Here is a 23,140-nt window from a genome sequence, read left to right as displayed (position 1 = left end):
CCCATTGCAATGCAACGCGCCATTCCCATCATGTTTATCGCCATGTCACTTATTCCCGCGGGCGACAGTGCTGGCAAGATTCTGACCGGCAGCTTGGGCGTCGCCCCGGTGTTCGTGGCATGGTCGCGTTTTGCGATTGGAACGCTGCTGGTGCTGCCCTTCCTGTCGTCCGGCACTTGGGCCTTGATGCGCGACTGGCGGCTTTGGCTGCGGGCGGGGACTTTGGCGGCGGGCATCACCTGTATCCAAACCGCGTTGCAAACCGAAGCGCTCGCCAATGTCTTTGCGGCCTTCTTTATCGGTCCGATGTTCAGCTATCTGCTGGCCGCGCTGTTTCTGCGCGAACGTATCTCGTTGCTGCGCAGTGCGCTGATCCTGCTGGGCTTCTGCGGCGTGCTCTTGGTGGTCCGCCCCGGCGTGAACGCCACATCGGGCGGCGCGGGTCTGCTCTTTGCCGTGGCGGCGGGGATGTTCTACGGTGTTTTCCTCACCATGTCGCGCTGGCTTTCAGACATGGCAAGCCCGCTGGCGCTGACCTTTACCCAACTGGCGATGAGCGCGCTGATGTTGCTGCCGCTGGGTCTGATGAACCTGCCCGCCGCAACGGTCGAGATCGCCGGACTGGCCACCGCCAGCGCTGCCTTTTCGATGTTGGGGAACCTGCTGCTGCTCTATGCCTACCGCCGAGCCCCTGCCACGCGGCTTGCGCCCTTGGTCTATTTTCAACTCATCGCAGCTGTGCTCTTGGGGCTGTTGTTGTTCAACACCCTGCCCGATGCGCTAACATGGGCCGGTCTGGCGGTGATCATTACGGCTGGCATCACCTCGGCCCGGCTACGTTGACCGCCACCCCCCGGCGGCCCGCAACGCGGTCGAAGAGATATCCACCATCGGCACATTCACAAAACACCACGCAGGCGTTTCGGCATGGGCCAAAAGCTGACTGTTGCGCCCTGCGATCCGGTAAGGTGCATAAAGCGCTGCCGCCCGGCTCATGCGCGCCGAAATGCGTTGGCCGGGCCGGGCCAGCACGCCCACCGGCACGGTCTGCATGATCTGCTGCCAATCCTGCCAAAGGTGAAACTGCGCGAGGTTATCGGCCCCCATCAGCCAGACAAAGCGCACACCGGGATAACGGTGCCGTAGCGCAGCGAGGGTCTGCGCCGTGTAGCGCGTGCCAAGCTGCGCTTCGATGTCCGTGATCTCGACCTTCGGGTGATCCATCACTGCCTGCGCCCGCGCTTTGCGCTGCGCCATCGGCGCGGGGCCGTGTTCCTTGAGCGGGTTGCCGGGGCTCAGCAGCCACCAGACCCGATCCAAGCCAAAACGTTTCAATGCCTCGCGCGTGATATGCGCGTGCCCGTCATGCGCCGGGTCAAACGACCCGCCCAAAAGGCCGATGACTTGGCCTTTGGTGGCGAATGGCATGGTATTGCGAAACAAAATGGCCCCCGATCCGAAATCAGGGGCCAAAGGAGGGGCATCGCTGCCCTTTGTCAATGCGCAGCGCTTACTTGTGCTTCACGATCTCGCCTGAGCGCAGCCGTGCAACATAGCTGTTTAGCTCGCGCTTCACGATCGGCATCAGGAAGTAGAGCGCAATGATGTTCACAATCGCCATGGAGAACAGCATCGCATCCGAGAAGTCGATCACCGGCCCGAGGCTCGCCGCCGCACCGATCACGATGAAGATGCAGAAGATCACCTTGAAGACCAATTCCTTGGCCGCCCCTTCCCCAAACAGATAGGTCCAGGCTTTAAGCCCGTAGTAGGACCAGCTGATCATGGTCGAGAAGGCAAAGAGCACCACCGCAACCATCAGCAGAACCGGGAACCACGAGAAGGCCCGCGCATAGGCCGCAGAGGTCAGCGCCACGCCGCTGACTTCGCCTTCGGTCGCGATCCGGCCCGCCTCGGCGTTCCAGATGTAAAGACCGGTTTCGGGGTCTTGGTTCAACACGCCGCTGATGACGATCACCAGCGCGGTCATGGTACAGATCACCACCGTGTCGATGAAGGGCTCCAGCAGGGCCACATAGCCCTCGGTCACAGGCTCTTTGGTCCGCACCGCCGAGTGGGCGATGGCCGCAGAGCCGATGCCCGCCTCGTTGGAGAATGCCGCCCGGCGGAAACCTTGGATCAAAGCCCCGGTAAAGCCACCGACAACGCCAAGGCCGGTGAAGGCCCCCATAAAGATCTGACCAAAGGCCCAGCCGATCATATCCCAATTAATCAGCAGGATCAGGATCGACACCAGCACATAGAAGACACCCATAAACGGCACGATCTTTTCCGTCACCCGCGCGATGGACTGCAAACCGCCCGCGATCACTGCAAAGGTCACACCGGCAAGGATGACGCCAGTAATCCAGCCCGGATAGTCGCCCAACACGCCTGCAAGCTGTGCATGGGCTTGGTTGGCTTGGAACATATTGCCCCCGCCGAGCGCGCCCAGAATGGTGAAGATCGAAAACAACACAGCCATAAAGCCACCCAGTGGCAAGCCACGCTCGGAGAAGCCTTTCACAATGTAATACATCGGCCCGCCTGAGACATGGCCGTCGGGAAACTCGTTGCGGTATTTCACGCCAAGCGTACATTCGGTGAATTTGGTCGCCATGCCAAAGAGGCCCGCGATAACCATCCAGAATGTCGCCCCCGGTCCACCGATGCTGACCGCCACCGCGACGCCCGCGATATTGCCCAGACCCACGGTGCCCGACAGCGCCGTCGCCAACGCCTGAAAGTGGCTTACCTCGCCCGCGTCATTGGGGTCTGAGTAATCGCCCTTCACCAGTTGGATCGAATGCCAGAAGCCTTTTAGCTGAATGGCCCCGAAATAGACGGTAAAGACCACCGCACCCACAACCAGCCACAAGGCGATCCATGAGAAATTCGTGCCCGGCAGTGGGGCGAAGATAAAGGAAACATACCAACCGGTATAATCAGCAAAAATCTGGTTAATACGCTCGTCGATGCCGACAGCCTCCTGCGCCGCAGCAAGGGTCGGCAGCAATGACGCGAAAGCGGCCATCGCAACGGTAAATAGCTTGTTCATAGCTTATCCTTTCAAGGAATGATCGTGACCGGCACGCTGGAGCCTGCGACCAACCGGCCGGTCACCCCGCCAAAGAGCCGCTTCAGCCCACGCTCGCCAACCCGACCGACAACGATCTGGATCGCGTCGCGCTGCTTGGCGACAGCTTCAAGGATATCAGCCACGTCCCCATGCCGCACGATCCCCTCAACCTCGATGCCCGAAGTTTTGGCCTTGGCGACGGCTGGATCGAGCACCACCTCGCGGGCGCGCTGCAACTCTTCCTCGCGCCGCTTGTGGCGCTGCTCATTCTCTTCTTTGGTTTGAAAGGTAAAAGGCGACCATTCGATCACATAGCAGAGCGTGATGGCGCAATCCCCGATCTGCTTGGCCTGCGACTGGGCAAAAGATAGCGCGCGCGCGCCGGCCTCCGACCCGTCCAGACCCACAACGATTGTGGCTTTTGACATGCGTTTTTCCCTGTTGTTGTGCCAAGAATGCACGCACCCCAGATGATGCGCCCCATCTCGGCCATCTTGATCTACGCTTGATATGGCGTCGCCCAACAGCGCAGCTGATTGCAATCTTACCGCGAAAAAACGCAAAAAGTCGACTGTTTATCAATGCAATGCCACAGGTAAGCCCGGTAAAGCCTCTCAAGGCTCGGCCAAACGTTGCGCCAGCGCCATATGCGCAGCACCGTGCCTGGCGCCTGAACCGGGGCTGCCCCATCGACAGAGTGTTTGATCTTGTCCGGTCCGAGCGATATGGCACTGCAAACCCCAAAACGCGTTTCGAGGATTCTCCAAATGGCTGCCTATCAATACGTCTATCACATGTCCGGCGTCTCCAAGACCTACCCCGGGGGCAAGAAGACATTCGAAAACATCCACCTGAACTTCCTGCCCGGCGTGAAGATCGGTGTCGTCGGCGTCAACGGCGCGGGTAAATCCACCCTGCTCAAGATCATGGCCGGGCTCGACAAGGATTTCACCGGCGAAGCATGGGCCGCTGAGGGCGCCAAGGTCGGCTACCTGCCGCAGGAGCCCAAGCTCGACCCGACCAAGACCGTGCGCGAAAACGTCATGGAGGGCGTGGCCGAGAAAAAGGCGATCCTCGACCGCTACAACGAACTGGCGATGAACTACAGCGACGAGACCGCCGATGAGATGGCCAAGTTGCAAGACGACATTGACGCGCAGAACCTGTGGGATCTCGACAGCCAGATCGACGTGTCGATGGAAGCCCTGCGCTGCCCGCCGGATGACGCGATGCCGGAAAACCTCTCGGGCGGTGAAGCCCGTCGCGTGGCGCTGTGCAAACTGCTGCTCGAAGCGCCCGACATGCTGCTGCTCGATGAGCCGACCAACCACCTCGACGCCGAGACCATTGCTTGGCTGCAACAGCACCTGATTGAGTACAAAGGCACGATCCTGACGGTCACCCACGACCGTTACTTCCTCGATGACATCACAAGCTGGATTCTCGAATTGGACCGTGGCCGCGGCATCCCCTACGAGGGCAACTACTCCGACTGGCTGGAGCAGAAGGCCAAGCGGCTGGCGCAGGAAGCCCGTGAGGATAAATCCAAGCAGAAGACGCTGGAACGCGAACTTGAATGGATGCGCCAAGGCGCAAAGGCCCGTCAGGCGAAATCCAAAGCCCGGATCGCGGCCTATAACGAGATGGCCGAGACCTCCGAGCGCGAAAAGCTGTCCCGCGCCCAGATCGTCATCCCCAACGGCCCGCGCCTTGGCAACAAGGTGATCGAGGTCGAAGGTCTGAAGAAACACATGGGTGACAAGCAGTTGATCGACGGGTTGGACTTCTCCCTGCCGCCGGGTGGCATCGTCGGGGTGATCGGCCCTAACGGCGCGGGTAAATCGACGCTGTTCAAAATGCTCACCGGCCATGAGAAGCCCGATGCGGGCACCATCGAATATGGTGACACGGTTGAACTGTCCTATGTCGACCAGTCGCGCGATGACCTGAACCATGAGGACACTGTCTGGCAGGCGATCACAGGCGGGGCCGAAGTGATCAAACTGGGTGACGCCGAGGTGAACTCCCGCGCCTATTGCTCGTCCTTCAACTTCAAAGGCGGCGACCAGCAAAAGAAAGTCGGCCTGCTCTCGGGTGGTGAACGTAACCGCGTGCATATGGCGCGGCTGCTCAAAGAAGGCGGCAACGTGCTGCTGCTCGATGAACCGACCAACGATCTGGACGTCGAAACCCTGCGTGCGCTCGAAGACGCGCTGGTCGATTTCGCAGGCTGCGCCGTGGTCATTTCGCACGACCGCTTCTTCCTCGACCGTATCTGTACCCACATCCTTGCCTTCGAAGGCGAAGCGCATGTGGAATGGTTCGAAGGCAACTTCGAGGATTACGAAGAGGACAAGAAGCGCCGTCTGGGTGCTGATGCGCTTGAGCCAAAGCGTCTGAAGCACAAGAAGTTCGCGCGGTAATTTTTACGGAATAGCGATTTGGAGGGCGTCGGATTTCCGGCGCCCTTTTTTGTGCGCACCGTCTCAGCGCCCCGCCCGGTGGCACACCGGGCATCGCCCCCAGGGAGGGCGCTGCCCTTACCGCATACCTCCAACGTAAAAACCCGCCCGCAATGCGGACGGGTTTAATCCCTTAACCTCCGACGCCCTCAGCGTTCGTCGTCAATCGCCGTTTCAAGCTGGGCAAAGAGGTTGTCCTCATCATGCCGCGCCAAGCCGTGCAGCGGATCCCAGCTTTCCAAATGCTCGCGCAGCTTGTTGCTGGCCGACAGCCCCGACCACAGACGCTGCTCACTGACCGAAGTCACGCGAAGGCTCGGCGGGAGCGCATTGTTCATGCCCTTCCCGTCCCAATTCTTCTCCAGATACTCATGCATCCGCTCTTCCATCACCTCGGTGTTCAACCGCGCACGGCTCAGGACCACGCCGACATATCGGCCACTGCCCGCATAGGCGAGGTGAAACCGCATACCGTGAAGCGAATGGATGGTCGCAGAGGCGACCTGTTCCATTTGGCGGCGGAAAGCGGGCGCTTTGACAGCGCGGTAAATCCCCCGCGCCCCTTCAACCGCGACGGAGAAAAGGTTCATCGAGAAACAGCCGCTCGGCAGGCGCAGCAGGTAGTTTTCCAAGGCGAGGAAATCGCTGCACCCCTCGACATTCAGGTCGAAACCTTCGTCGAAGCGGATTTTCATCATCTCCGTCAGTTCAGACAGGGTATGCTGCGCTTCGCGTTCCCGCAGCAAAGAGGCATTCAGCATGCTGGCCGAGTTGATCCGAGCGCTCAGTTCGACCCCATCAAGAGGTTTGCACAGAAAGTCGGTGGCACCGGCGTCGAAAGCCCGTTGCATCATCGCAGGCTCGCGGCTGGCGGTGATCATGACAATCGGCGCGGCACGGTAATACGGCACGTCACGGATCGTCTCGCACAGGCTGATACCGCTGATACCGGGCAACATAATATCGAGCAGGAAGGAATCAAACGGCTTGTCCGAGTCTCGTAGGATGTCCAGCGCTTCCTCCGAACTCTCAGCGCAGACCAATTCGTAATTGTCGTTCTCGGTCAGGCATCCGGTTAACAGGTCGAGGATGACCGGATCGTCATCCACGGCAAGAATTCTCATCATTGTGCAATCTCCGCATGGGGCGCTGGCAGGCGCAATTGGGGCTTTCCGGCAGAAAACCACTTGTGGCGGGCAGCAATGCGACGGGTTTTAGACAATCTTTAGACAGCCGCTGACCCGCAGGCGGCCTGAAAAACAGGGATTGCACCGCGCAACATGGCAGGAAAGTGCCGAAACAGCCTGCCAAAAGGGCCGGGAAAAGCGGTCTGAATCGATCCCTCTTGAACGAATCCCCCTCTAATGCGATAAAGACGGTGCAGACGTTATCTTTTTCGACCCACTGTCTCCCTCATACGGCGCTCAGTCTATCGATCCAGACAAACAACGCCGGGCCATCGCACTCAAGCGGATGGCATCAATATGGAGACTACGGATATGGCCACTGGCACCGTAAAATGGTTTAACACAACTAAAGGCTTCGGCTTCATTGCTCCCGATGGCGGCAGCAAAGACGTTTTCGTTCACATTTCCGCTGTTGAGCGCGCTGGCCTGACCGGCCTGGCCGACAACCAGAAAGTGACCTTCGACATCGAAGCAGGCCGTGACGGCCGTGAATCCGCGACCAACATCGCGCTGGCCTAATGGCCGGGGGCTTTGGCCCTGATCCAAGAATTCAAGCGGCCCGCCAGCAACGGCGGGTCGTTTTTTTATGTGCAGTCTTGCCAAACCGCGCCCCCGTGGCACAATACGGCATCGACTGACCCCCAGATGGAGCCTGCCATGCGCCGCCGTACCTTTCTGACCAGCACATTGGCTGCTGCCACCCTTCCAATGATAGCGCAGGCCCGCACCGCGGCCTATGATCCCAAACCGCAGATCGTCCCGATGAAACCGCAATATGCGCCGGGTCAGTTGTTAATCCTGCCGCGCAGTCATTACCTTTATTTCGTGACCGCACCGGGCCAAGCCATGCGCTACGGCGTGGGTGTGGGCAAAGCGGGGCTGGAGTTCACAGGTACCGCGACGATCGACGTTAAGAAAGAATGGCCCACTTGGCGGCCAACCAACGAGATGATCGAACGTGAGCCGCAGGCCTACAAACGCTTCATCGGCAACACCGATGCCCAGCCCGGCGGTCCCGGCAACCCGCTCGGCGCGCGGGCGCTCTACCTGTTCCAGAACGGGCGGGACACCTATTTCCGTATCCATGGCACGACCCAGCCGAATTCGATCGGCCGCTCGGTGTCGAACGGCTGTATCCGGATGTTGAATGAGCATGTGATTGATCTGTACCAACGTGTGCCGATTGGGACGAAGGTTACGGTGCTGTAACCCCCCCTACTGTAGACCACCCGGCCCGGAATCAAACCGCAGGCGCCGGGCCATCGCCTGCCCGCCCCCCGGGTAGGCGATTTTGTTAGGCTTGGCGCGACTTAGCTCGGTCACGTCACGGCTGAACCATAAAGTGGCAATGTCCACCTGCAGGGGCGCCAACCCGCGTGCAGGCACTGGCCCTCCGTGCATACAAAAAGGGCCAGCGCATCGCGCCAGCCCCTCCCCTTTCATCGCCGGCAAAGCTTACTGAATAGCCTTGTCCGTCACCTCATGCGTCCACGCCCCCTCAGGCGCTTTCGTGATCATGCCACCTTCCATGGTGATCTTTGCACTCCGATCAAAAGCCGCCTCATCCAGCCGCCCATCGCTGCCCTCGGTCAGCTTGGCAATCTCACCCATCATGCGGGTCTGGTGCTTCTCGGTCTGCGCCCCGGTCTGGTCATTCTCCAGCACGATTTCAGCGGCTTCTTCGACATTCTCCTCGGCGTATTTCCAGCCCTTCATCGACGCCCGGACGAACCGCGCCAGCTTATCGACCATCTCAGGGTCTTCGAGGTTCTCTTCGGTGGTATAAAGACCGTCTTCCAGCGTCGAAATACCTTCGTCTTCGTACTTGAAGACCACCAGATCCTCAGGCGTCAGCCCGGCATCAATCACCTGCCAATATTCATTGTAGGTCATGGTTGTGGCGCATTCGACCTGCTTTTGCAGCAGCGGATCAACGTTGAAGTTGATCTTCTGGATCGTCACACCGCCTTCGGACCCGTCGGTGGGATAGCCCAGCTTGCCCATCCAGCTTAGCAACGGAATCTCATTACCAAAGAACCATGTGCCGAGCGTGTTGCCGGGGAAATCCTCGGGGCTTTCGATCCCGTGCTCCTTAAGGCAGGTCAGCATCAGGCCCGATTTCGCGAAAGGCTGCGCGATATTCACAATCGGCGCGCCCTTCTCACGCGCGGCCAGCGCCGAAGGCAGCCAGTCCACCATCACGTCGGCCCCACCGCCCAAGAGCACCTGCACCGGCGCGATATCCGGCCCGCCGGGCTTGATCGTAACGTTCAGCCCTTCTTCTTCGTAAAAACCTTTGTCCTTCGCGACGTAATAGCCGCCGAACTGCGCCTGCGTGACCCACTTGAGCTGCAAGGTCAGGTCATCTGCCGCCTGCGCCATGGCCCCCCAAAGGCCCAAGGCGGCCCCGGCGGCGATCTTCGTGATATTTTTCATTGTTTTCTCCCAGTTGGTTGGTCGTTTTTATGTTCGCTGGCTAGGGTGCCAAAAGGTCACCCGTCCTTCGATGAGGGCCATGATACCATAGAACGCCGATCCGGCTATTGCCGCGACAACAATCTCAGCCCAGACCAGATCAAGCGCAAGCTGCCCGACCGAGGTGGAGATGCGGAAGCCCATGCCAAGCACCGGGGAGCCAAAGAATTCAGCAACAATGGCGCCGATCAGGGCAAGTGTTGTGCCGATCTTGAGGCCGTTAAAGACAAAGGGCATCGCCGCGGGCAGCCGCAATTTCAAAAGGGTCCGCCAATAGCCCGCCGCATAGGTCCGCATCAGGTCGCGCTGCATCGCATCGCTGGCCTGCAAGCCCTGCACCGTGTTCACCAGCATTGGGAAAAACACCATGACCACAACAATCGCCGCCTTGGATTGCCAACCAAAGCCGAACCACATCACCATGATCGGGGCCATGCCAATGATCGGCAGCGCGGCGACAAAGTTGCCGACTGGGAGCAGCCCACGTTGCAAGAACGGGAACCGATCAATCGCCAGCGCCGTCAGAAACGCCGCACCGCAGCCGATGATATAGCCGCTCAGCGCCCCCTTAATGACAGTCTGTACAAAGTCGATCCACAGAATGTCCAGCGAAGTCGCAAAGCGTGCCGCGATCACTGAAGGCGCGGGCAGCAACACCTGATTGATGTCAAAGCCGCGCACCACCCCTTCCCAGACCGCGATCAGCGTCAGGCCAAAAACGATGGGCGAGGCCAGTGTTGCCCAACGCGACGGCTTTTGCCGCGCCAGCCAGATGTTGACCGACAGCCCAACCAGCCAGGCGACAATCGCAAAAAGAACCCAGCCCATCATGCCATTCCCATCCGTTTCAAGGTGATGCGCTGGACCAATCCAATGAGCCCCACCATGACCGCCGCCAAGGCCGCCGCCATGATCAGCGCGCTCCAAATCTGCACCGTCTGACCGTAATAACTGCCCGCCAGCAAGCGCGCCCCAAGTCCGGCCACAGCCCCTGTCGGCATTTCACCCACGATGGCCCCAACCAGCGACGCCGCAACACCGACCTTTAGCGAGGTAAAGAAATACGGCATCGACGAGGGCAACCGCAGTTTCCAAAACGTCTGCCACCCGCTCGCATGCCATGTGCGCATCTGGTCCAACTGCATCTGGTCCGGGCTGCGCAGCCCTTTGACCATGCCGACAACCACCGGGAAGAAGGACAGATACATGCTGATGATCGCCTTCGGCAGTAGGCCCGACAGCCCCACCGCGTTCAGCACCACGATGATCATCGGCGCGATGGCGAGGATTGGAATGGTCTGACTGGCAATGACCCACGGCATCACAGACATGTCCATCGTGCGGTTAAACACGATCCCGACGGCCAGCAACGTGCCAAGCGCGGTCCCCATGACAAACCCTAGAAAGGTCGCGCTGAAGGTGACCCATGTGTGATAGACCAGCGACCGTTTCGAGGTCACTTTCTTCATCACTGTGGTCTCCCACAACTCCGCCCCCACCTGATGCGGTGCGGGCAATTTGGGTTTTTCCTGCGACCACGTATCGGCCACCAGTTCCGAGAACGTTAGCGTCCTATCCGCCCGCGCCGCCACATCCCGCGCCCATTGCGCGTTAAGCGCGACCGCCGCGCCATACCAGACAAGGATCAGCAGGCCCACGACCGTGAGAATGGGAATGATGTTACGCATCAATCGTCCCCATGCCCGGCCCGCAGACCTTCGCGCACGCGATGCGCGATTTCCAAGAACTCCGGCGTTTCGCGAATCTCTAGGGGCCGTTCACGCGGCAGCGGGCTTTCGATCACATCCGTGATCCGTCCGGGCCGCGGGCTCATCACGACGATCTTGGTCGAGAGGTACACCGCCTCAGGGATCGAGTGCGTGACAAAGGCGATGGTCTTTTCCGTCCGCGCCCAGAGCTTCAACAATTGCTCATTCAGGTGGTCCCGCACGATCTCATCCAACGCGCCAAAAGGCTCGTCCATCAGCAGGATGTCCGCGTCAAACGACAGCGCCCGCGCAATCGACGCTCGCTGTTGCATGCCGCCTGAAAGCTGCCACGGAAACTTCTTCTCGAACCCGCTCAATTCCACCAGATCAAGCACCCGTTTGACCCGCTCGGCCTGTTCCGCCTTTGGGATGCCCATGATCTCCAACGGGAGGCGGATGTTGCCGCCGATGGTCCGCCACGGATACAGCCCCGCCGCTTGGAACACATAGCCATAAGCCCGCGAACGCCGGGCTTCTTCGGGGCTGACCCCGTTGATGGTGACCTCCCCGCCGGTGGGCTGCTCTAGGTCAGCCATGACCCGCAGAAAGGTCGTCTTGCCACAGCCCGACGGGCCGATGAAGCTCACGAAATCGCCCTTGTTGATCTCAAGGTTCACGTCTTTCAACGCATGGATCGGCCCGTCATTGGTCTGAAAGGTCAGATCCAGGTTCCGGGCGCTGATCACGCTCTGGTTTTCTTGCACTTATTTTACTTCCCTGTTGGTCGGCCGCTTTTGGCGCGGCACTTTACCTGAGTGTTAAGACGGGTCTACATCGCTTAGATCCCCGCCGGAATGTTCAACGGATCGCGTTTGATCATCTTGGGGCAGTTTAGCTCTTTCCACTTGCTGAGCGCGACGTTGGCACTGGGGAAAGCTGGCCGTGGCACAAAGCGCCCGCGTCCCGGCTGCGGCTGGCTGTTTTGGCCCCAAGCCCAAATCACTTCGCCCCGGCTGAGGGTATAGCGGCTCTGCGCCTTAACCTCAAAGCCTTCAAAAACGTTGTAATCGAGGATCGAATGGTGGTTCGACGCGCTGATCGTCTTGGTGATCTTCGGGTCCCAAACCACGATATCGGCGTCCGCCCCTTCGACGATCGCGCCCTTCTGCGGATAGATATTAAGGATCTTGGCGATATTGGTCGAGGTCGCGGCGACAAACTCATTCGGCGTCAAACGCCCGGTTTCGACCCCCTCTGTCCAAAGCACAGCCAGCCGTTCCTCCAACCCGTTCGAGCCATTGGGAATGATCCGGAAGTCATCGCGCCCCGCCCGTTTTTGCTCGGTGCTGAACGCCGCATGGTCCGTCGCGACCACCTGCAAGCTGCCCGCCTGCAGCCCGGCCCAAAGGCTATCTTGATGGTCTTTGCTGCGGAACGGCGGCGACATGACGCGGCGTGCGGCGTGGTCCCAATCCTTGTTGAAATACTCAGACTCGTCCAGCGTCAGGAACTGGATGAGCGGCTCGCCGTAAACCCGCATGCTCTTCTGCCGCGCCCGGCGGATCGCCTCATGGGTCTGCTCGCAGGAAACGTGCACGATATAAAGCGGCACACCCGCCGTATCAGCAATGGTGATCGCGCGGTTCGCAGCCTCGCCCTCAAGCTCAGGCGGGCGCGAATAGGCGTGGCCTTCCGGCCCGGTGATGCCCTGATCGAAGTACTTTTGCTGCAACTCGGCCACCAGATCGCCGTTCTCGGCATGGACCATTGGCAACGCGCCCAACTCGGCACAGCGCTTGAAGGAGGCGAACATCTCGTCATCCTCAATCATCAACGCGCCCTTATAGGCCATGAAGTGCTTGAAGCTGTTCACCCCCATGTCGACGGCGTCTTTCATCTCGTTAAAGACGGTCTCATCCCAGCCGGTGATGGCCATGTGGTAGCCGATGTCCGAGCAAATCTGCGGCGCCGACTTGCGGTGCCATTCGTTGATGGCATTCTTAATTGAGCCATCAGCACCCGGCAGACAAAAATCCACCACCATCGTCGTCCCACCACAGGCCGCCGCCCATGTGCCGGTCTCAAACGTCTCTGCCGCCGTGGTCCCCATGAAAGGCATCTCAAGATGCGTATGCGGATCAATGCCGCCCGGGATCACATAGGCCCCCTCCGCATCGATATATTCATCACCCTTCAGGTCTTCGCCAATCTGCTTGATCTTCTCCCCTTCGATCAAGACATCGGCTTTCCACGTCCGGTCCGCCGTGCAGACCATGCCACCCTTGATTACCTTACTCATTGTTCTCTCCCCATTCTCTTTTTGGCCGATAATACTTCGGGGGTCCGGAGGCTGGCCCCCGAACCAACACCCGAGATGTCAGCCCTCGATTTCCGCTGTCTCCAACACCGCGTGCAGCAGAACGTCCGCGCCCGCCTTGGCCCAGTCCTTAGTGATCTCTTCCGCCTCATTGTGGCTCAACCCGTCCACACAGGGACACATAACCATGGCCGTCGGCGCCACGCGGTTGATCCAGCAGGCGTCATGCCCGGCGCCTGAAATCAGGTTCATATGGCTGTAGCCCAAACGCTCCGCCGCATTGCGCAGGGCGGTAACGCAGCCTTCGTCAAAGGCCACCGGATCAAAGCCGCCAACCTTCTCAAACTCGATCTGCAACTTCATATCGTCGGCGATCTTCTGACTCTCTGTGCGCAGACGGGCTTCCATATCCTCAATGACCGCAAGCTCGGGCGAACGGAAATCGACGGTAAAGACCGTCTTGCCCGGGATCACATTGCGGCTGTTGGGATAGACTTCGATATGACCTGCCGCTCCCACTGCATGGGGCGCATGGCTCCAAGCGATCTCGCTGACCTTTTCCAGCACCCGCGCCATGCCCAACCCGGCATCGCGGCGCATGGGCATGGGGGTCGAGCCGGTGTGACTGTCCTTGCCGGTGATCGTCACTTGGGTCCAGCTTAGGCCTTGTCCGTGGGTGACGATGCCAATGTCTTTGCCTTCGGCCTCCAAAATCGGCCCCTGCTCAATGTGCAGTTCAAAGAACGCGTGCATCTTGCGCGCGCCGACTTCTTCCTCACCTTTCCAGCCGATCCGCTCCAACTCTTCGCCAAAGGTTTTGCCCTCGGCGTCGGTCTTGGCATAGGCCCAGTCTTGCGTGTGGATGCCAGCAAAAACCCCCGACGACAGCATCGCGGGGGCAAAACGGGTGCCTTCTTCGTTGGTGAAGTTGGTCACGACAATCGGGTGTTTGGTCTTGATCCCCAGATCATTCATCGTGCGCAGGATTTCCAGCCCGCCTAATACACCCAGCACCCCGTCATATTTCCCGCCTGTGGGCTGCGTGTCGAGGTGGGAGCCGACATAGACCGGTAGCGCCTCGGGGTCCGTGCCTTCGCGGCGGGCGAACATATTTCCCATCTGGTCGAGGCCCATCGTGCAGCCCGCCTCCTCGCACCATTTTTGGAACAACGCGCGGCCCTCGGCATCGGCATCTGTCAGGGTCTGACGGTTGTTGCCGCCCGCCACCCCGGGGCCAACTTTGGCCATTTCCATCAAGGAATCCCACAGACGGTCGGGATCAATCTTGAGGTTCTCTCCGGGCGCGGGCATAGGTCACTCCTCTGTCATTTTATCGCGGCTTTTGCCGTGTTGTTTTTTTACCATTTGGTAAATCCACGATTGCGATTAGGTTATGGTCTGTCAAGAACTGCTTTGAAACAACCCATCCGCGATCCGAGAAACGCCTTTATTCGCAGCACTAGGAAAGAGCCTGCCTTGCCTGAAAGCTCCGTCAAGAAACCCAGCCGGATTCAGCTTCGCAACCGCCGGGTGATTCTGGATGCCGCGCTCGAAGTCTTTTCAAAGCATGGGTATCGCGGCGCGACGTTAGACCAGATCGCGGCCGAAGCCGGGCTGAGCAAGCCCAACATCCTCTACTATTTCGACGGCAAGGAAGACATTCACGTCACCTTGCTGTCACAGCTTATGGACACATGGCTCGACCCCTTGGTGGCGCTTGACCCCAATGGCGACCCCCGGCGCGAGATTTTGGACTACATTGACAGAAAGCTAAAGATGGCGGTCGAACTGCCCCGCGAAAGCAGGCTTTTTGCCAATGAAATCCTGCAAGGCGCGCCGCGTATCTCGCCAGAGCTGCACAGCCACCTGAAACCCCTGTTTGACGAAAAATGCGCCGTCATTGCAGGCTGGGTGGACGCCGGGAAACTGCCCCCGCTGGACCCTCAGCATCTGCTGTTCTCGATCTGGGCTACCACGCAGCATTATGCGGATTTTGAAGCGCAGGCGCGGGTCTTGCTCGGCGCAGAGGCTGATCCGCAACCCCGCGCTTTGGCGCATCTTCGGGCGATGTTTGGCGCACTCTTGGCCCAACCGGGCTGACCCCTGCCACCGATTAACCACGCTTCAGCAAAATCAGCGGCATTTACTTTGCGTTAGTATTCACCGCGCAGATTGGACGCGGGTGAGGGCTCCTTTGCAAAGTGAAAGGGGCAGATATGAGTGCGTTACTGCTAACCAATACATTCGCCGCGCCGCAAACGGCGCAGGCACAGAGCTCCGAGGCATCGCCAAGTCTGGCGTCTCCGGGGCAAACACAGGCCGAGACGATCGGCACCGCAACCGGACCAGAGGCGGTGGCACCGGCACAGGCCGGGCGGGAGGCGCGCGGTTCAAGGCAATCGACCTCCTATTCCGGCAGTGGGAGCGGCGCAGGCGGCGCCATTGCCCAACAGCCTGTTTGGGCGCAACGCAGCCCCGATGCCACACCGGCTTCCGTCGTCGCTGCCCGCGCGGCCCCACTTGAGACTGACCGGATAGAGCAGATCGCCCGCGATGCGGCCATGGCATTGATCGATGCACGCCGGGATGCGGCGCTGATCGATAGGATGTCGCAACCTGCCGAAGTCATCGACACGGCCCAGCAAACCCGCGAGATGGCAAATCAAATGCCAGACCCGCTGCCCACGGCCCCGGTGCTTCAGAAAGACTGACACCGGGGCCACAGACGCGCGGCTTTATTCTGCCGGTTCAACCTCAACGACCTTGGCTGATGGGTTGTTGGGGTGCGTGGTCCAGTTGGCATAGTCGGGCGTGACTGTCTTGCCGGTGCGCAAGTCAGTCGCGCCTGCGGCCAGCGGCTCCATCGAGATACAGTCCTCAACCGGGCAGACATTGACGCAGAGGTTACAGGCCACGCATTCCTCTTCGATCACCGTAAAGGTGCGGTCCTCGGACATGGCAATCGCTTGGTGGCTGGTATCTTCGCAGGCGGCAAAGCAGCGGCCACAGGAAATGCAGAGATCCTGATCGATCTTTGCCTTGGCGACGTAGTTCAGGTTCAACTGGTTCCAATCGGTGACATTCGGCACCGCACGGCCCACCAGTTGGTCAACCGAGGTCATGCCCTTCTCGTCCATATACTCCGACAGGCCCGAAATCATTTCCTGCACAACCTTGAAGCCATAGGTCATCGCCGCCGTACAGACCTGCACATTGCCCGCACCAAGCGCCAAGAACTCCGCCGCGTCGCGCCATGTGGTGACGCCGCCGATGCCGCTGATCGGCAGGCCGTGGGTTTCGGGGTTGCGGGCAATCTCGGCCACCATATTGAGCGCGATCGGTTTCACCGCCGGGCCGCAATAGCCGCCGTGGGTGCCTTTGCCGTCGATCATCGGCTCTGGCGCAAAGAGGTCCAGATCGACCGAGGTGATGGAGTTGATCGTGTTGATCAGGCTCACCGCATCCGCGCCGCCACGCTTTGCGGCCTCGGCGGGGTAGAGCACATTGGTAATGTTCGGCGTCAGCTTCACGATCACCGGCATCCGGGTGTACATCTTGCACCAACGGGTGACCATTTCGATATATTCAGGCACCTGCCCCACGGCAGAGCCCATGCCCCGCTCGGCCATCCCATGCGGACAGCCGAAATTCAGCTCAATCCCGTCGGCACCGGTTTCTTCCACATGCGGCAGGATCGCTTTCCACGCCTCCTCCTCGCAAGGCACCATGATCGAGGCGATGAGTGCGCGATCCGGGTAGTCCCGCTTCACCGCCTTCATCTCGCGCAGGTTCACTTCCAGCGGGCGGTCGGTGATCAACTCGATGTTGTTGAGCCCCAACAAACGCCGGTCCGCGCCCCAGATCGCGCCGTAACGCGGGCCGTTGACGTTGACGACAGGCGGCCCTTCCATGCCGAGGGTCTTCCAGACCACCCCGCCCCAACCCGCCTCATAGGCGCGGCGCACGTTGTATTCCTTATCCGTCGGCGGCGCGGAGGCCAGCCAGAACGGGTTGGGGGATTTGATCCCGATGAAATCGCTTCTCAGATCAGCCATGTTATGTCTCCCTCTCGGCGCGGCCTCAGCCCGCCGCCCCCATCAATGTGGTGTGAATGTCCATCGCCGCATCGCGACCCTCGGCCACGGCAGTCACCGTCAGATCATCGCCGCCGCTGGCGCAGTCGCCCCCGGCCCAGACGCCCTCCAGACTGGTGCGCCCGGTGCCATCCACCTTGATCTTACGCCCGTCGAGGTCGGGCAACCCGTCGCCCAAGAGCGTCTGACCGATGGCCTTGAACACCTGATCGGCCTGCAACCGTAGGGTCTCGCCAGTTCCTTTCATCGCTTCGTCGACATATTCGAACTCGATCTCGCGCACCGCACCGTTGCCATGCACAGCAATGGGCACCGCATGAGTCACGATCCGCACGCCTTTGGACGCTGCGAGATCCTGCTCGAACACGCTCGCGTTCATCCGGTCGCGGCCACGGCGATAGACCAGCGTCACATTGAGCGCGCCCAGCAGTTTCGCCTGTACCGCCGCATCCACCGCCGTCATACCGCCGCCGATCACCACCACATCACGGCCAATTGGCACGCCGGAAAGATCGCTCGACTGGCGCAGTTCCGAGATGAAATCGACTGCATTGGCGACCCCGGCCTTATCCTCGCCCTCGGCCCCAAGCGCGTTCACGCCCACCAGTCCCATGCCGAGGAACACCGCATCGTAATCGGCCTTCAGCTCTTCAAGCGTGACATCCCGCCCCACAGCAATCTCATGCCGGAAGGTGATCCCGCCGATCTGCATGAGCCAATTGACCTCAGCCTGCGCGAAACCGTTGGGTGTCTTGTAAGCCGCGATGCCATATTCGTTCAGCCCACCCGGCTTGGGCCGTGCATCGATGATTTCAACGTCATGGCCAAGCATCGCCAGACGGTGCGCACAGGACAGACCCGCTGGCCCCGCGCCCACAACGGCGACGCGCTTGCCTGTGGGGGCCGCCCGCTCGAAAGGATGCACGCCCTGCGCCATCAAATGATCCGTCGCATAGCGCTGCAACTGGCCGATCAACACCGGTTTGCCCTCGGCCACCTCGCGCACGCAGACCTCTTCGCAGAGCGTCTCTGTCGGGCAGACCCGCGCACACATGCCGCCAAGGATGTTCTGGCTGAGGATCGTCTTGGCCGCCGCATCGGGCGTGCCGGTGGCGATCTGCCGGATGAACAGCGGAATGTCGATGTCCGTCGGGCAGGCCGTCATGCAAGGCGCGTCGTGGCAGAAGTAACAGCGGTCCGCCGCAACCAGCGCCTCATGTTCGTCCAAGGGCGGATGAAGATCCGAAAACCCCTCCACGTAGTTCTGCGGTTCTAACCGCCCCGGAACGATCCCCGGCTCAAACACATCTCGTGCCATATCAAAATCCCTGTTGTTTTTTGCTGTTTTAAAAATGCTCACACGGAATCATTTTTTTATCAACTGGTAAATTTTTGGATCGCTCACCGGGGCAGAGGGCGCTTTGCGCCCGCTTTTGTGACAAGCTCATGAAATTACATGCGCGTATCCTTGCCGGTCGCGGGGACGGCGCGAAAAATCCTTGATTTTAAAAATAGGGATTCCAATATCGAAATTGCGACGCGAAGACTTATCGACCCGGCTGCCCTAAGGCTCCACCGATCACGAATTCGACCGAGCCGCGCTGCCGCATGTTGCGGGCAGATCAATTAGAGGGAGACAGCGGGTCATGGCTACTGGCACCGTCAAATGGTTCAACACAACAAAAGGCTACGGCTTCATCGCGCCTGACAGCGGCGGCAAGGACATTTTCGTTCATATTTCTGCGGTAGAACGCGCCGGGCTGACCGGTCTGGCTGACAATCAGAAAGTGACTTTCGATGTCGAAGCAGGCCGTGATGGCCGCGAAAGCGCGAGCAACATCGCGCTGGCCTAAATGGGCTGACCGATAGATTAGAAACGGACGCTGCGGCGTCCGTTTTTGTTTGCGGGGTGTTAGTCTTGCGTGGCCTGCGCTGCCAGTTCCGCGACCGCCGGGCCGATGTCTTGAACGATCAGAGCCACGCCTTCGGCGTTGGGATGGATGCCATCGCCTTGAAAATAACGCCGGATTGTCTCACTGCGTTCAGATGCGCCGTTGTGTTCTTCCGCCAACAATCCCGTGAAGAAGTCGGCGTAAAACAGCGTGTCATACTGTTTAGCCAATGTCGGATAGAGCGCCTCGAACTCGGTCTTGTAGCCCGCGCCATAATTGCCCGGCGCGGACATGCCAACCAGAAGCACCTCCACCTCGGCCTGTTTTGCCGCCGCCAAAATACCGTCGATATTGCTCTGCGCCTGTGCCGGGTCCAGCCCGCGCAGCATGTCGTTGCCGCCAAGCGTCACGATCATTGCGTCGACCTCGGGCGTCAGGGTCCAGTCGACGCGGGCCAAGCCGCCCGCTGTGGTATCGCCCGACACGCCTGCGTTAACGATCTTGGCCTCAACCCCCTTTGCGTCCAGCCATGATTGCAACTGCGGTACGAATCCCTCTTCGGGGGCCAGTCCGTAGCCTTGGGTCAGACTGTCGCCCAAGGCGGCAATTACCACCTCTTCGGCATAGGCTTTGCTGCCTAAAACAAAGGCAAAACAGATCAATACCTTGCGCATCCTTCACGGACCTCCATATCCAACTGATACCCAGAATAAAGGCGGCCCGATGAGCGACCCTGTCTATGACCTTCAAGATGTCACGCTAAGCCTCAAGGGCAATGCCGGAACCGTCGATATCTTGCGCGGCATTTCGCTTGAGGTCCAACAGGGCGAGAGCATGGCGCTCACCGGGGCGTCGGGGTCGGGGAAATCCTCGCTGCTGATGGTTATGGGCGGACTGGAGCGGGCGACGAGCGGTCAGGTCACGGCGCTTGGCCATGATCTCAGCGCGTTGCGCGAGGATGGGCTGGCGAGGTTTCGGCAGGGGCGAATGGGGATCGTCTTTCAGTCCTTCCATCTTATCCCCACCATGACCGCGCTGGAAAACGTCGCCACACCGTTGGAGCTTTCGGGGGCGGACGACCCCTTTGACCGCGCCCGCGTGGAGCTAGAAACCGTGGGCCTAGGCCACCGTATTAACCAATACCCCGCCCAGATGTCCGGCGGTGAGCAGCAGCGTGTCGCCCTCGCCCGCGCTGCTGCGCCGCGCCCGGCGATTCTGTTGGCGGATGAACCGACAGGCAGTCTCGACAGTAGCAATGGCGCTGCGATCATGGATTTGCTGTTTGAACTACGCGATCGCCACGGCGCGACGCTCGTGTTGGTCACCCACGCCGATGATCTGGCCCAACGCTGCGACCGTGTGGTGCAACTGGCCGATGGGCGCATCGCATGAGCCTGCCCCTCGCGGCTCGTTTCGCCCGCCGGGAAATGCGCGGCGGATTGCGCGGTTTCCGCCTGCTACTGGCCTGCTTAGCGCTTGGCGTGGCCGCGCTGGCGGCTGTCGGTTCTATCCGCGCGGCGATCGAGGCGGGGTTGGAAGCCGAAGGTGCCGCCCTTCTGGGCGGTGATGCAGAACTGGATTTCACCTACCGTTTTGCCAGCGCAGAGGAGCGCGACTGGATGGCCGCGCGCGCCGACCGGGTGTCCGAGATCGTCGAATTCCGCTCTATGGCCGTGGTCGGCAGTGGCGAGAAATCCGAGCGGGCGCTGACGCAGGTGAAAGCGGTGGACGACCTCTATCCGCTGATCGGAGACATGGTGCTGGACCCTGCCATGCCGCTCGACAGGGCGCTGGCCCCCACCGATGGCCTTGCCGGAGCGGTCATGGAACGGGCGCTTTCAGATCGGCTTGGCCTCTCCCCCGGCGATGTTTTCGCGCTTGGCGAAGCTGAATTTCGCCTGAACGCCCTGATTGAGCGCGAGCCGGATTCTGCGGCCAGTGGCTTCTCGCTCGGCCCCCGCACCATGGTCTTGCGCCGTGCTCTGGACGGATCGGGCCTGCTCTCAGCCGGGACGCTCTTTAACAGCAAGTACCGCCTTGCATTGCCCGAAGGCACCCCGCTCGACCCGCTTGAGGCCGAAGCGAAAGAACGTTTCTCTGACGCGGGGATGCGCTGGACCGATGCCCGCAACGGCGCGCCCGGTGTGGCGCGTTTTATCGAACGGCTAAGCGCCTTCTTGGTGCTGGTGGGGCTTTCGGGCCTTGCTGTCGGCGGGGTTGGCGTGGCCGCAGCAGTGCGCGCCTATCTGCAACGAAAGACCGCCGTGATCGCCACTTTCCGCGCTATGGGCGCGTCTCGGGCGACGATCTTTCAGACCTATTTTATTCAAGTCGGGTTTTTGGCGGTGATGGGTGTGGCGCTTGGCCTGCTGATCGGCGCAGGGCTGCCGCTCCTGCTTTCCCCCCTGATTGAGGCGCGCCTTCCCCTGCCCGCCCGTTTTTCCATCTACCCCGCCCCGCTGATCGAAGCTGCGCTCTACGGCCTGCTGACCGCCGCCCTTTTCACCCTCTGGCCCCTTGCCCGCAGCGCTGATGTGCGGGCCGCGACCCTGTTCCGCGATGACTGGCAGCGCCAATCGCCATGGCCCGCGCCCCCCTACCTCGTGGCGATGGCATTGCTGCTGGCGGCGCTGCTGGCATTGGCGGGATGGTTCAACGGCTCGTGGTTTCTGACGCTTTGGACGCTCGGCGGTTTGGCCGCGACATTGACGGTGCTGGCGCTGGCAGCGGCGCTCTTGCGCCTGCTGGCCCGCGCCGCCGCCCGAGGCGCGCGCGGGCATCCGCGCCTGCGATGGGCGCTTGCGGCCATCGGCGGGCCGGGCGAAGGGGCTACGGCGGTCGTGCTTGCGCTTGGGCTCGGCTTGTCGGTGCTGGCCGCTGTCGGGCAGATCGACGGCAACCTGCGTCGCGCGATTGCGGGTAATCTGCCGGATGTCGCGCCGTCCTACTTCTTTGTCGATATTCAGAAGGACCAGATGCCGGGCTATACCGCGCGGCTCGAAGGTGACCCCGCCGTGTCCCGCATCGAAAGCGCCCCGATGTTGCGCGGGGTGATTACCGAAATCAATGGCCGCCCGGCCCGCGAAGTCGCAGGCGACCATTGGGTGGTGCGCGGTGACCGGGGCGTGACCTATGCTTCCTTGCCGGGCAAGGACACACGGATCACCGCAGGCGAATGGTGGCCCGAGGATTACAACGGCCCACCGCAGATCAGCTTTGCCGCCGAAGAGGCCGAAGAGATCGGGGTCGAGTTGGGCGACACGCTCAGCGTCAACATCCTTGGCCGCGACATTACCGGCACGATCACCAGCTTTCGCGAGGTCGATTTCTCCACCGCCGGGATCGGCTTTGTGCTGACGATGAACCCCGCCGCGCTGGCGGGCGCGCCGCATAGTTTCATCTCGACGGTCTATGCCGAGCCGGAAGCTGAATCTGCGATCCTGCGCGATCTGGCAAGCGCCTACCCGAATATCACCGCCATCCGCGTGCGGGATGCGATCGACCGTGTGGCGGCGGTTTTGGCAGGGCTCGCCTCGGCCATTTCCTTCGGCGCTTTGGCGACACTGGCGACAGGTTTCATGGTGCTGATCGGCGCAGCAGCCGCAGGCACCGGGGCGCGCAGCTATGAGGCGGCGTTGCTTAAGACCATGGGCGCGTCACGTCGGGCAATCGCAGCCAGCTTTGTGCTGCGGGCGGCTTTGCTGGGCCTTTTTGCCGGGGCCGTGGCGCTGCTGGCCGGGATCACCGGGGGCTGGGCGGTGAGCCATTATGTCATGGAAACCGATTTCGCCGTGGTCTGGCCTAATGCGCTGATGATCATCGCAGGCGGGGTGCTGGCCACGGTCTTGGCAGGTTTGGGCTTTGCGCTGAAGGCGCTGAATGCCCGGCCTGCGGATATGCTAAGGGCGCAGGAATGATCCCGCGC

The 23,140-nt window shown here is 60.7% G+C and carries 22 protein-coding genes; 9 read left to right on the top strand and 13 right to left on the bottom strand.

Annotation, left to right across the window (positions count from 1 at the left end; translation table 11 throughout):
• The first annotated feature begins 9 nt into the window (after positions 1 to 9).
• Positions 10 to 843, top strand: a complete 834-nt coding sequence (locus tag HTT03_RS13995) for a DMT family transporter (protein WP_174860408.1) — start codon at positions 10 to 12, stop codon at positions 841 to 843.
• On the opposite strand, the gene HTT03_RS13990 is transcribed toward HTT03_RS13995, so the two are convergent.
• The 3 genes from HTT03_RS13990 to HTT03_RS13980 all read right to left on the bottom strand — a co-directional run bounded on the left by HTT03_RS13990 (position 835) and on the right by HTT03_RS13980 (position 3,507).
• Positions 835 to 1,428: a nicotinate-nucleotide adenylyltransferase gene (locus tag HTT03_RS13990; protein WP_174860538.1), complete on the bottom strand. Its 594-nt coding sequence runs from the start codon at positions 1,426 to 1,428 to the stop codon at positions 835 to 837. The two genes, HTT03_RS13995 and HTT03_RS13990, sit on opposite strands and share 9 nt — an antisense overlap.
• 82 nt (positions 1,429 to 1,510) lie before the next feature.
• A complete protein-coding gene (locus HTT03_RS13985) occupies positions 1,511 to 3,058 on the bottom strand; it encodes an alanine/glycine:cation symporter family protein (RefSeq protein ID WP_174860407.1) in 1,548 nt (515 codons plus the stop codon).
• Positions 3,059 to 3,069: 11 nt separating this feature from the next.
• Positions 3,070 to 3,507 carry a universal stress protein gene (locus tag HTT03_RS13980; protein WP_174860406.1) on the bottom strand — a complete coding sequence of 146 codons (438 nt, stop codon included), beginning with the start codon at positions 3,505 to 3,507 and terminating at the stop codon, positions 3,070 to 3,072.
• Between the two features lie 339 nt (positions 3,508 to 3,846).
• Here HTT03_RS13980 and ettA point away from each other — a divergent pair, with 339 nt between their 5' ends.
• Entirely contained in the window at positions 3,847 to 5,502 is a 1,656-nt protein-coding gene (gene ettA, locus HTT03_RS13975) for an energy-dependent translational throttle protein EttA (protein WP_174860405.1), read from the top strand.
• Between the two features lie 188 nt (positions 5,503 to 5,690).
• Here the strand turns inward: ettA and HTT03_RS13970 are convergent, their stop codons facing one another.
• Positions 5,691 to 6,668, bottom strand: a complete 978-nt coding sequence (locus HTT03_RS13970; RefSeq protein WP_246253542.1) for a response regulator — start codon at positions 6,666 to 6,668, stop codon at positions 5,691 to 5,693.
• A gap of 372 nt (positions 6,669 to 7,040) precedes the next feature.
• Between HTT03_RS13970 and HTT03_RS13965 the strand changes: the two genes are divergently transcribed.
• Both HTT03_RS13965 and HTT03_RS13960 read left to right on the top strand, forming a co-directional pair.
• Positions 7,041 to 7,247: a cold-shock protein gene (locus HTT03_RS13965; RefSeq protein ID WP_007117950.1), complete on the top strand. Its 207-nt coding sequence runs from the start codon at positions 7,041 to 7,043 to the stop codon at positions 7,245 to 7,247.
• 138 nt (positions 7,248 to 7,385) lie between these two features.
• Complete coding sequence (locus HTT03_RS13960) at positions 7,386 to 7,937, top strand: L,D-transpeptidase (RefSeq protein WP_174860404.1); 552 nt, start codon at positions 7,386 to 7,388, stop codon at positions 7,935 to 7,937.
• 246 nt (positions 7,938 to 8,183) lie between these two features.
• Here HTT03_RS13960 and HTT03_RS13955 read toward each other — a convergent pair whose 3' ends face one another.
• The 6 genes from HTT03_RS13955 to HTT03_RS13930 all read right to left on the bottom strand — a co-directional run bounded on the left by HTT03_RS13955 (position 8,184) and on the right by HTT03_RS13930 (position 14,540).
• Positions 8,184 to 9,164, bottom strand: a complete 981-nt coding sequence (locus HTT03_RS13955; protein ID WP_174860403.1) for an ABC transporter substrate-binding protein — start codon at positions 9,162 to 9,164, stop codon at positions 8,184 to 8,186.
• A 27-nt stretch (positions 9,165 to 9,191) separates the two neighbouring features.
• The gene (locus HTT03_RS13950; protein ID WP_174860536.1) at positions 9,192 to 10,031 is read right to left on the bottom strand and encodes an ABC transporter permease; all 840 of its coding nucleotides are present in this window, start codon (positions 10,029 to 10,031) and stop codon (positions 9,192 to 9,194) included.
• A complete protein-coding gene (locus tag HTT03_RS13945; protein WP_174860402.1) occupies positions 10,031 to 10,891 on the bottom strand; it encodes an ABC transporter permease in 861 nt (286 codons plus the stop codon). Before HTT03_RS13945 ends, HTT03_RS13950 begins: the two co-directional genes overlap by 1 nt.
• Positions 10,891 to 11,676: an ATP-binding cassette domain-containing protein gene (locus HTT03_RS13940; RefSeq protein ID WP_174860401.1), complete on the bottom strand. Its 786-nt coding sequence runs from the start codon at positions 11,674 to 11,676 to the stop codon at positions 10,891 to 10,893. The genes HTT03_RS13945 and HTT03_RS13940 overlap by 1 nt, the downstream gene beginning before the upstream one ends.
• A gap of 74 nt (positions 11,677 to 11,750) precedes the next feature.
• Positions 11,751 to 13,211 carry a dihydropyrimidinase gene (gene hydA, locus HTT03_RS13935; protein ID WP_174860400.1) on the bottom strand — a complete coding sequence of 487 codons (1,461 nt, stop codon included), beginning with the start codon at positions 13,209 to 13,211 and terminating at the stop codon, positions 11,751 to 11,753.
• A 78-nt stretch (positions 13,212 to 13,289) separates the two neighbouring features.
• Positions 13,290 to 14,540 carry a Zn-dependent hydrolase gene (locus HTT03_RS13930; RefSeq protein ID WP_174860399.1) on the bottom strand — a complete coding sequence of 417 codons (1,251 nt, stop codon included), beginning with the start codon at positions 14,538 to 14,540 and terminating at the stop codon, positions 13,290 to 13,292.
• A gap of 165 nt (positions 14,541 to 14,705) precedes the next feature.
• Between HTT03_RS13930 and HTT03_RS13925 the strand changes: the two genes are divergently transcribed.
• Positions 14,706 to 15,329, top strand: a complete 624-nt coding sequence (locus HTT03_RS13925) for a TetR family transcriptional regulator C-terminal domain-containing protein (protein ID WP_174860398.1) — start codon at positions 14,706 to 14,708, stop codon at positions 15,327 to 15,329.
• 116 nt (positions 15,330 to 15,445) lie between these two features.
• The gene (locus tag HTT03_RS13920; protein WP_174860397.1) at positions 15,446 to 15,940 is read left to right on the top strand and encodes a hypothetical protein; all 495 of its coding nucleotides are present in this window, start codon (positions 15,446 to 15,448) and stop codon (positions 15,938 to 15,940) included.
• Between the two features lie 24 nt (positions 15,941 to 15,964).
• On the opposite strand, the gene preA is transcribed toward HTT03_RS13920, so the two are convergent.
• Both preA and HTT03_RS13910 read right to left on the bottom strand, forming a co-directional pair.
• A complete protein-coding gene (gene preA, locus HTT03_RS13915) occupies positions 15,965 to 17,284 on the bottom strand; it encodes an NAD-dependent dihydropyrimidine dehydrogenase subunit PreA (protein ID WP_174860396.1) in 1,320 nt (439 codons plus the stop codon).
• A gap of 25 nt (positions 17,285 to 17,309) precedes the next feature.
• A complete protein-coding gene (locus HTT03_RS13910; RefSeq protein ID WP_174860395.1) occupies positions 17,310 to 18,641 on the bottom strand; it encodes an NAD(P)-dependent oxidoreductase in 1,332 nt (443 codons plus the stop codon).
• Positions 18,642 to 18,969: 328 nt separating this feature from the next.
• Here HTT03_RS13910 and HTT03_RS13905 point away from each other — a divergent pair, with 328 nt between their 5' ends.
• Complete coding sequence (locus HTT03_RS13905) at positions 18,970 to 19,176, top strand: cold-shock protein (RefSeq protein ID WP_067623368.1); 207 nt, start codon at positions 18,970 to 18,972, stop codon at positions 19,174 to 19,176.
• A 59-nt stretch (positions 19,177 to 19,235) separates the two neighbouring features.
• Here HTT03_RS13905 and HTT03_RS13900 read toward each other — a convergent pair whose 3' ends face one another.
• Positions 19,236 to 19,889, bottom strand: coding sequence for an arylesterase (locus HTT03_RS13900; RefSeq protein WP_174860394.1), 654 nt, complete (start codon positions 19,887 to 19,889; stop codon positions 19,236 to 19,238).
• A 49-nt stretch (positions 19,890 to 19,938) separates the two neighbouring features.
• On the opposite strand from HTT03_RS13900, the gene HTT03_RS13895 reads away from it, so the two are divergent.
• Complete coding sequence (locus tag HTT03_RS13895) at positions 19,939 to 20,607, top strand: ABC transporter ATP-binding protein (RefSeq protein ID WP_174860393.1); 669 nt, start codon at positions 19,939 to 19,941, stop codon at positions 20,605 to 20,607.
• Positions 20,604 to 23,132, top strand: coding sequence for an ABC transporter permease (locus HTT03_RS13890; RefSeq protein ID WP_174860392.1), 2,529 nt, complete (start codon positions 20,604 to 20,606; stop codon positions 23,130 to 23,132). The genes HTT03_RS13895 and HTT03_RS13890 overlap by 4 nt, the downstream gene beginning before the upstream one ends.
• The last annotated feature ends 8 nt before the right edge of the window (positions 23,133 to 23,140 follow it).

Source organism: Sulfitobacter maritimus (assembly GCF_013346665.1).
GTDB classification, from domain to species: domain Bacteria; phylum Pseudomonadota; class Alphaproteobacteria; order Rhodobacterales; family Rhodobacteraceae; genus Sulfitobacter; species Sulfitobacter maritimus.
Note: the sequence above shows the minus strand (reverse complement) of the source record. Positions and strands in the feature narration are given on the sequence as shown.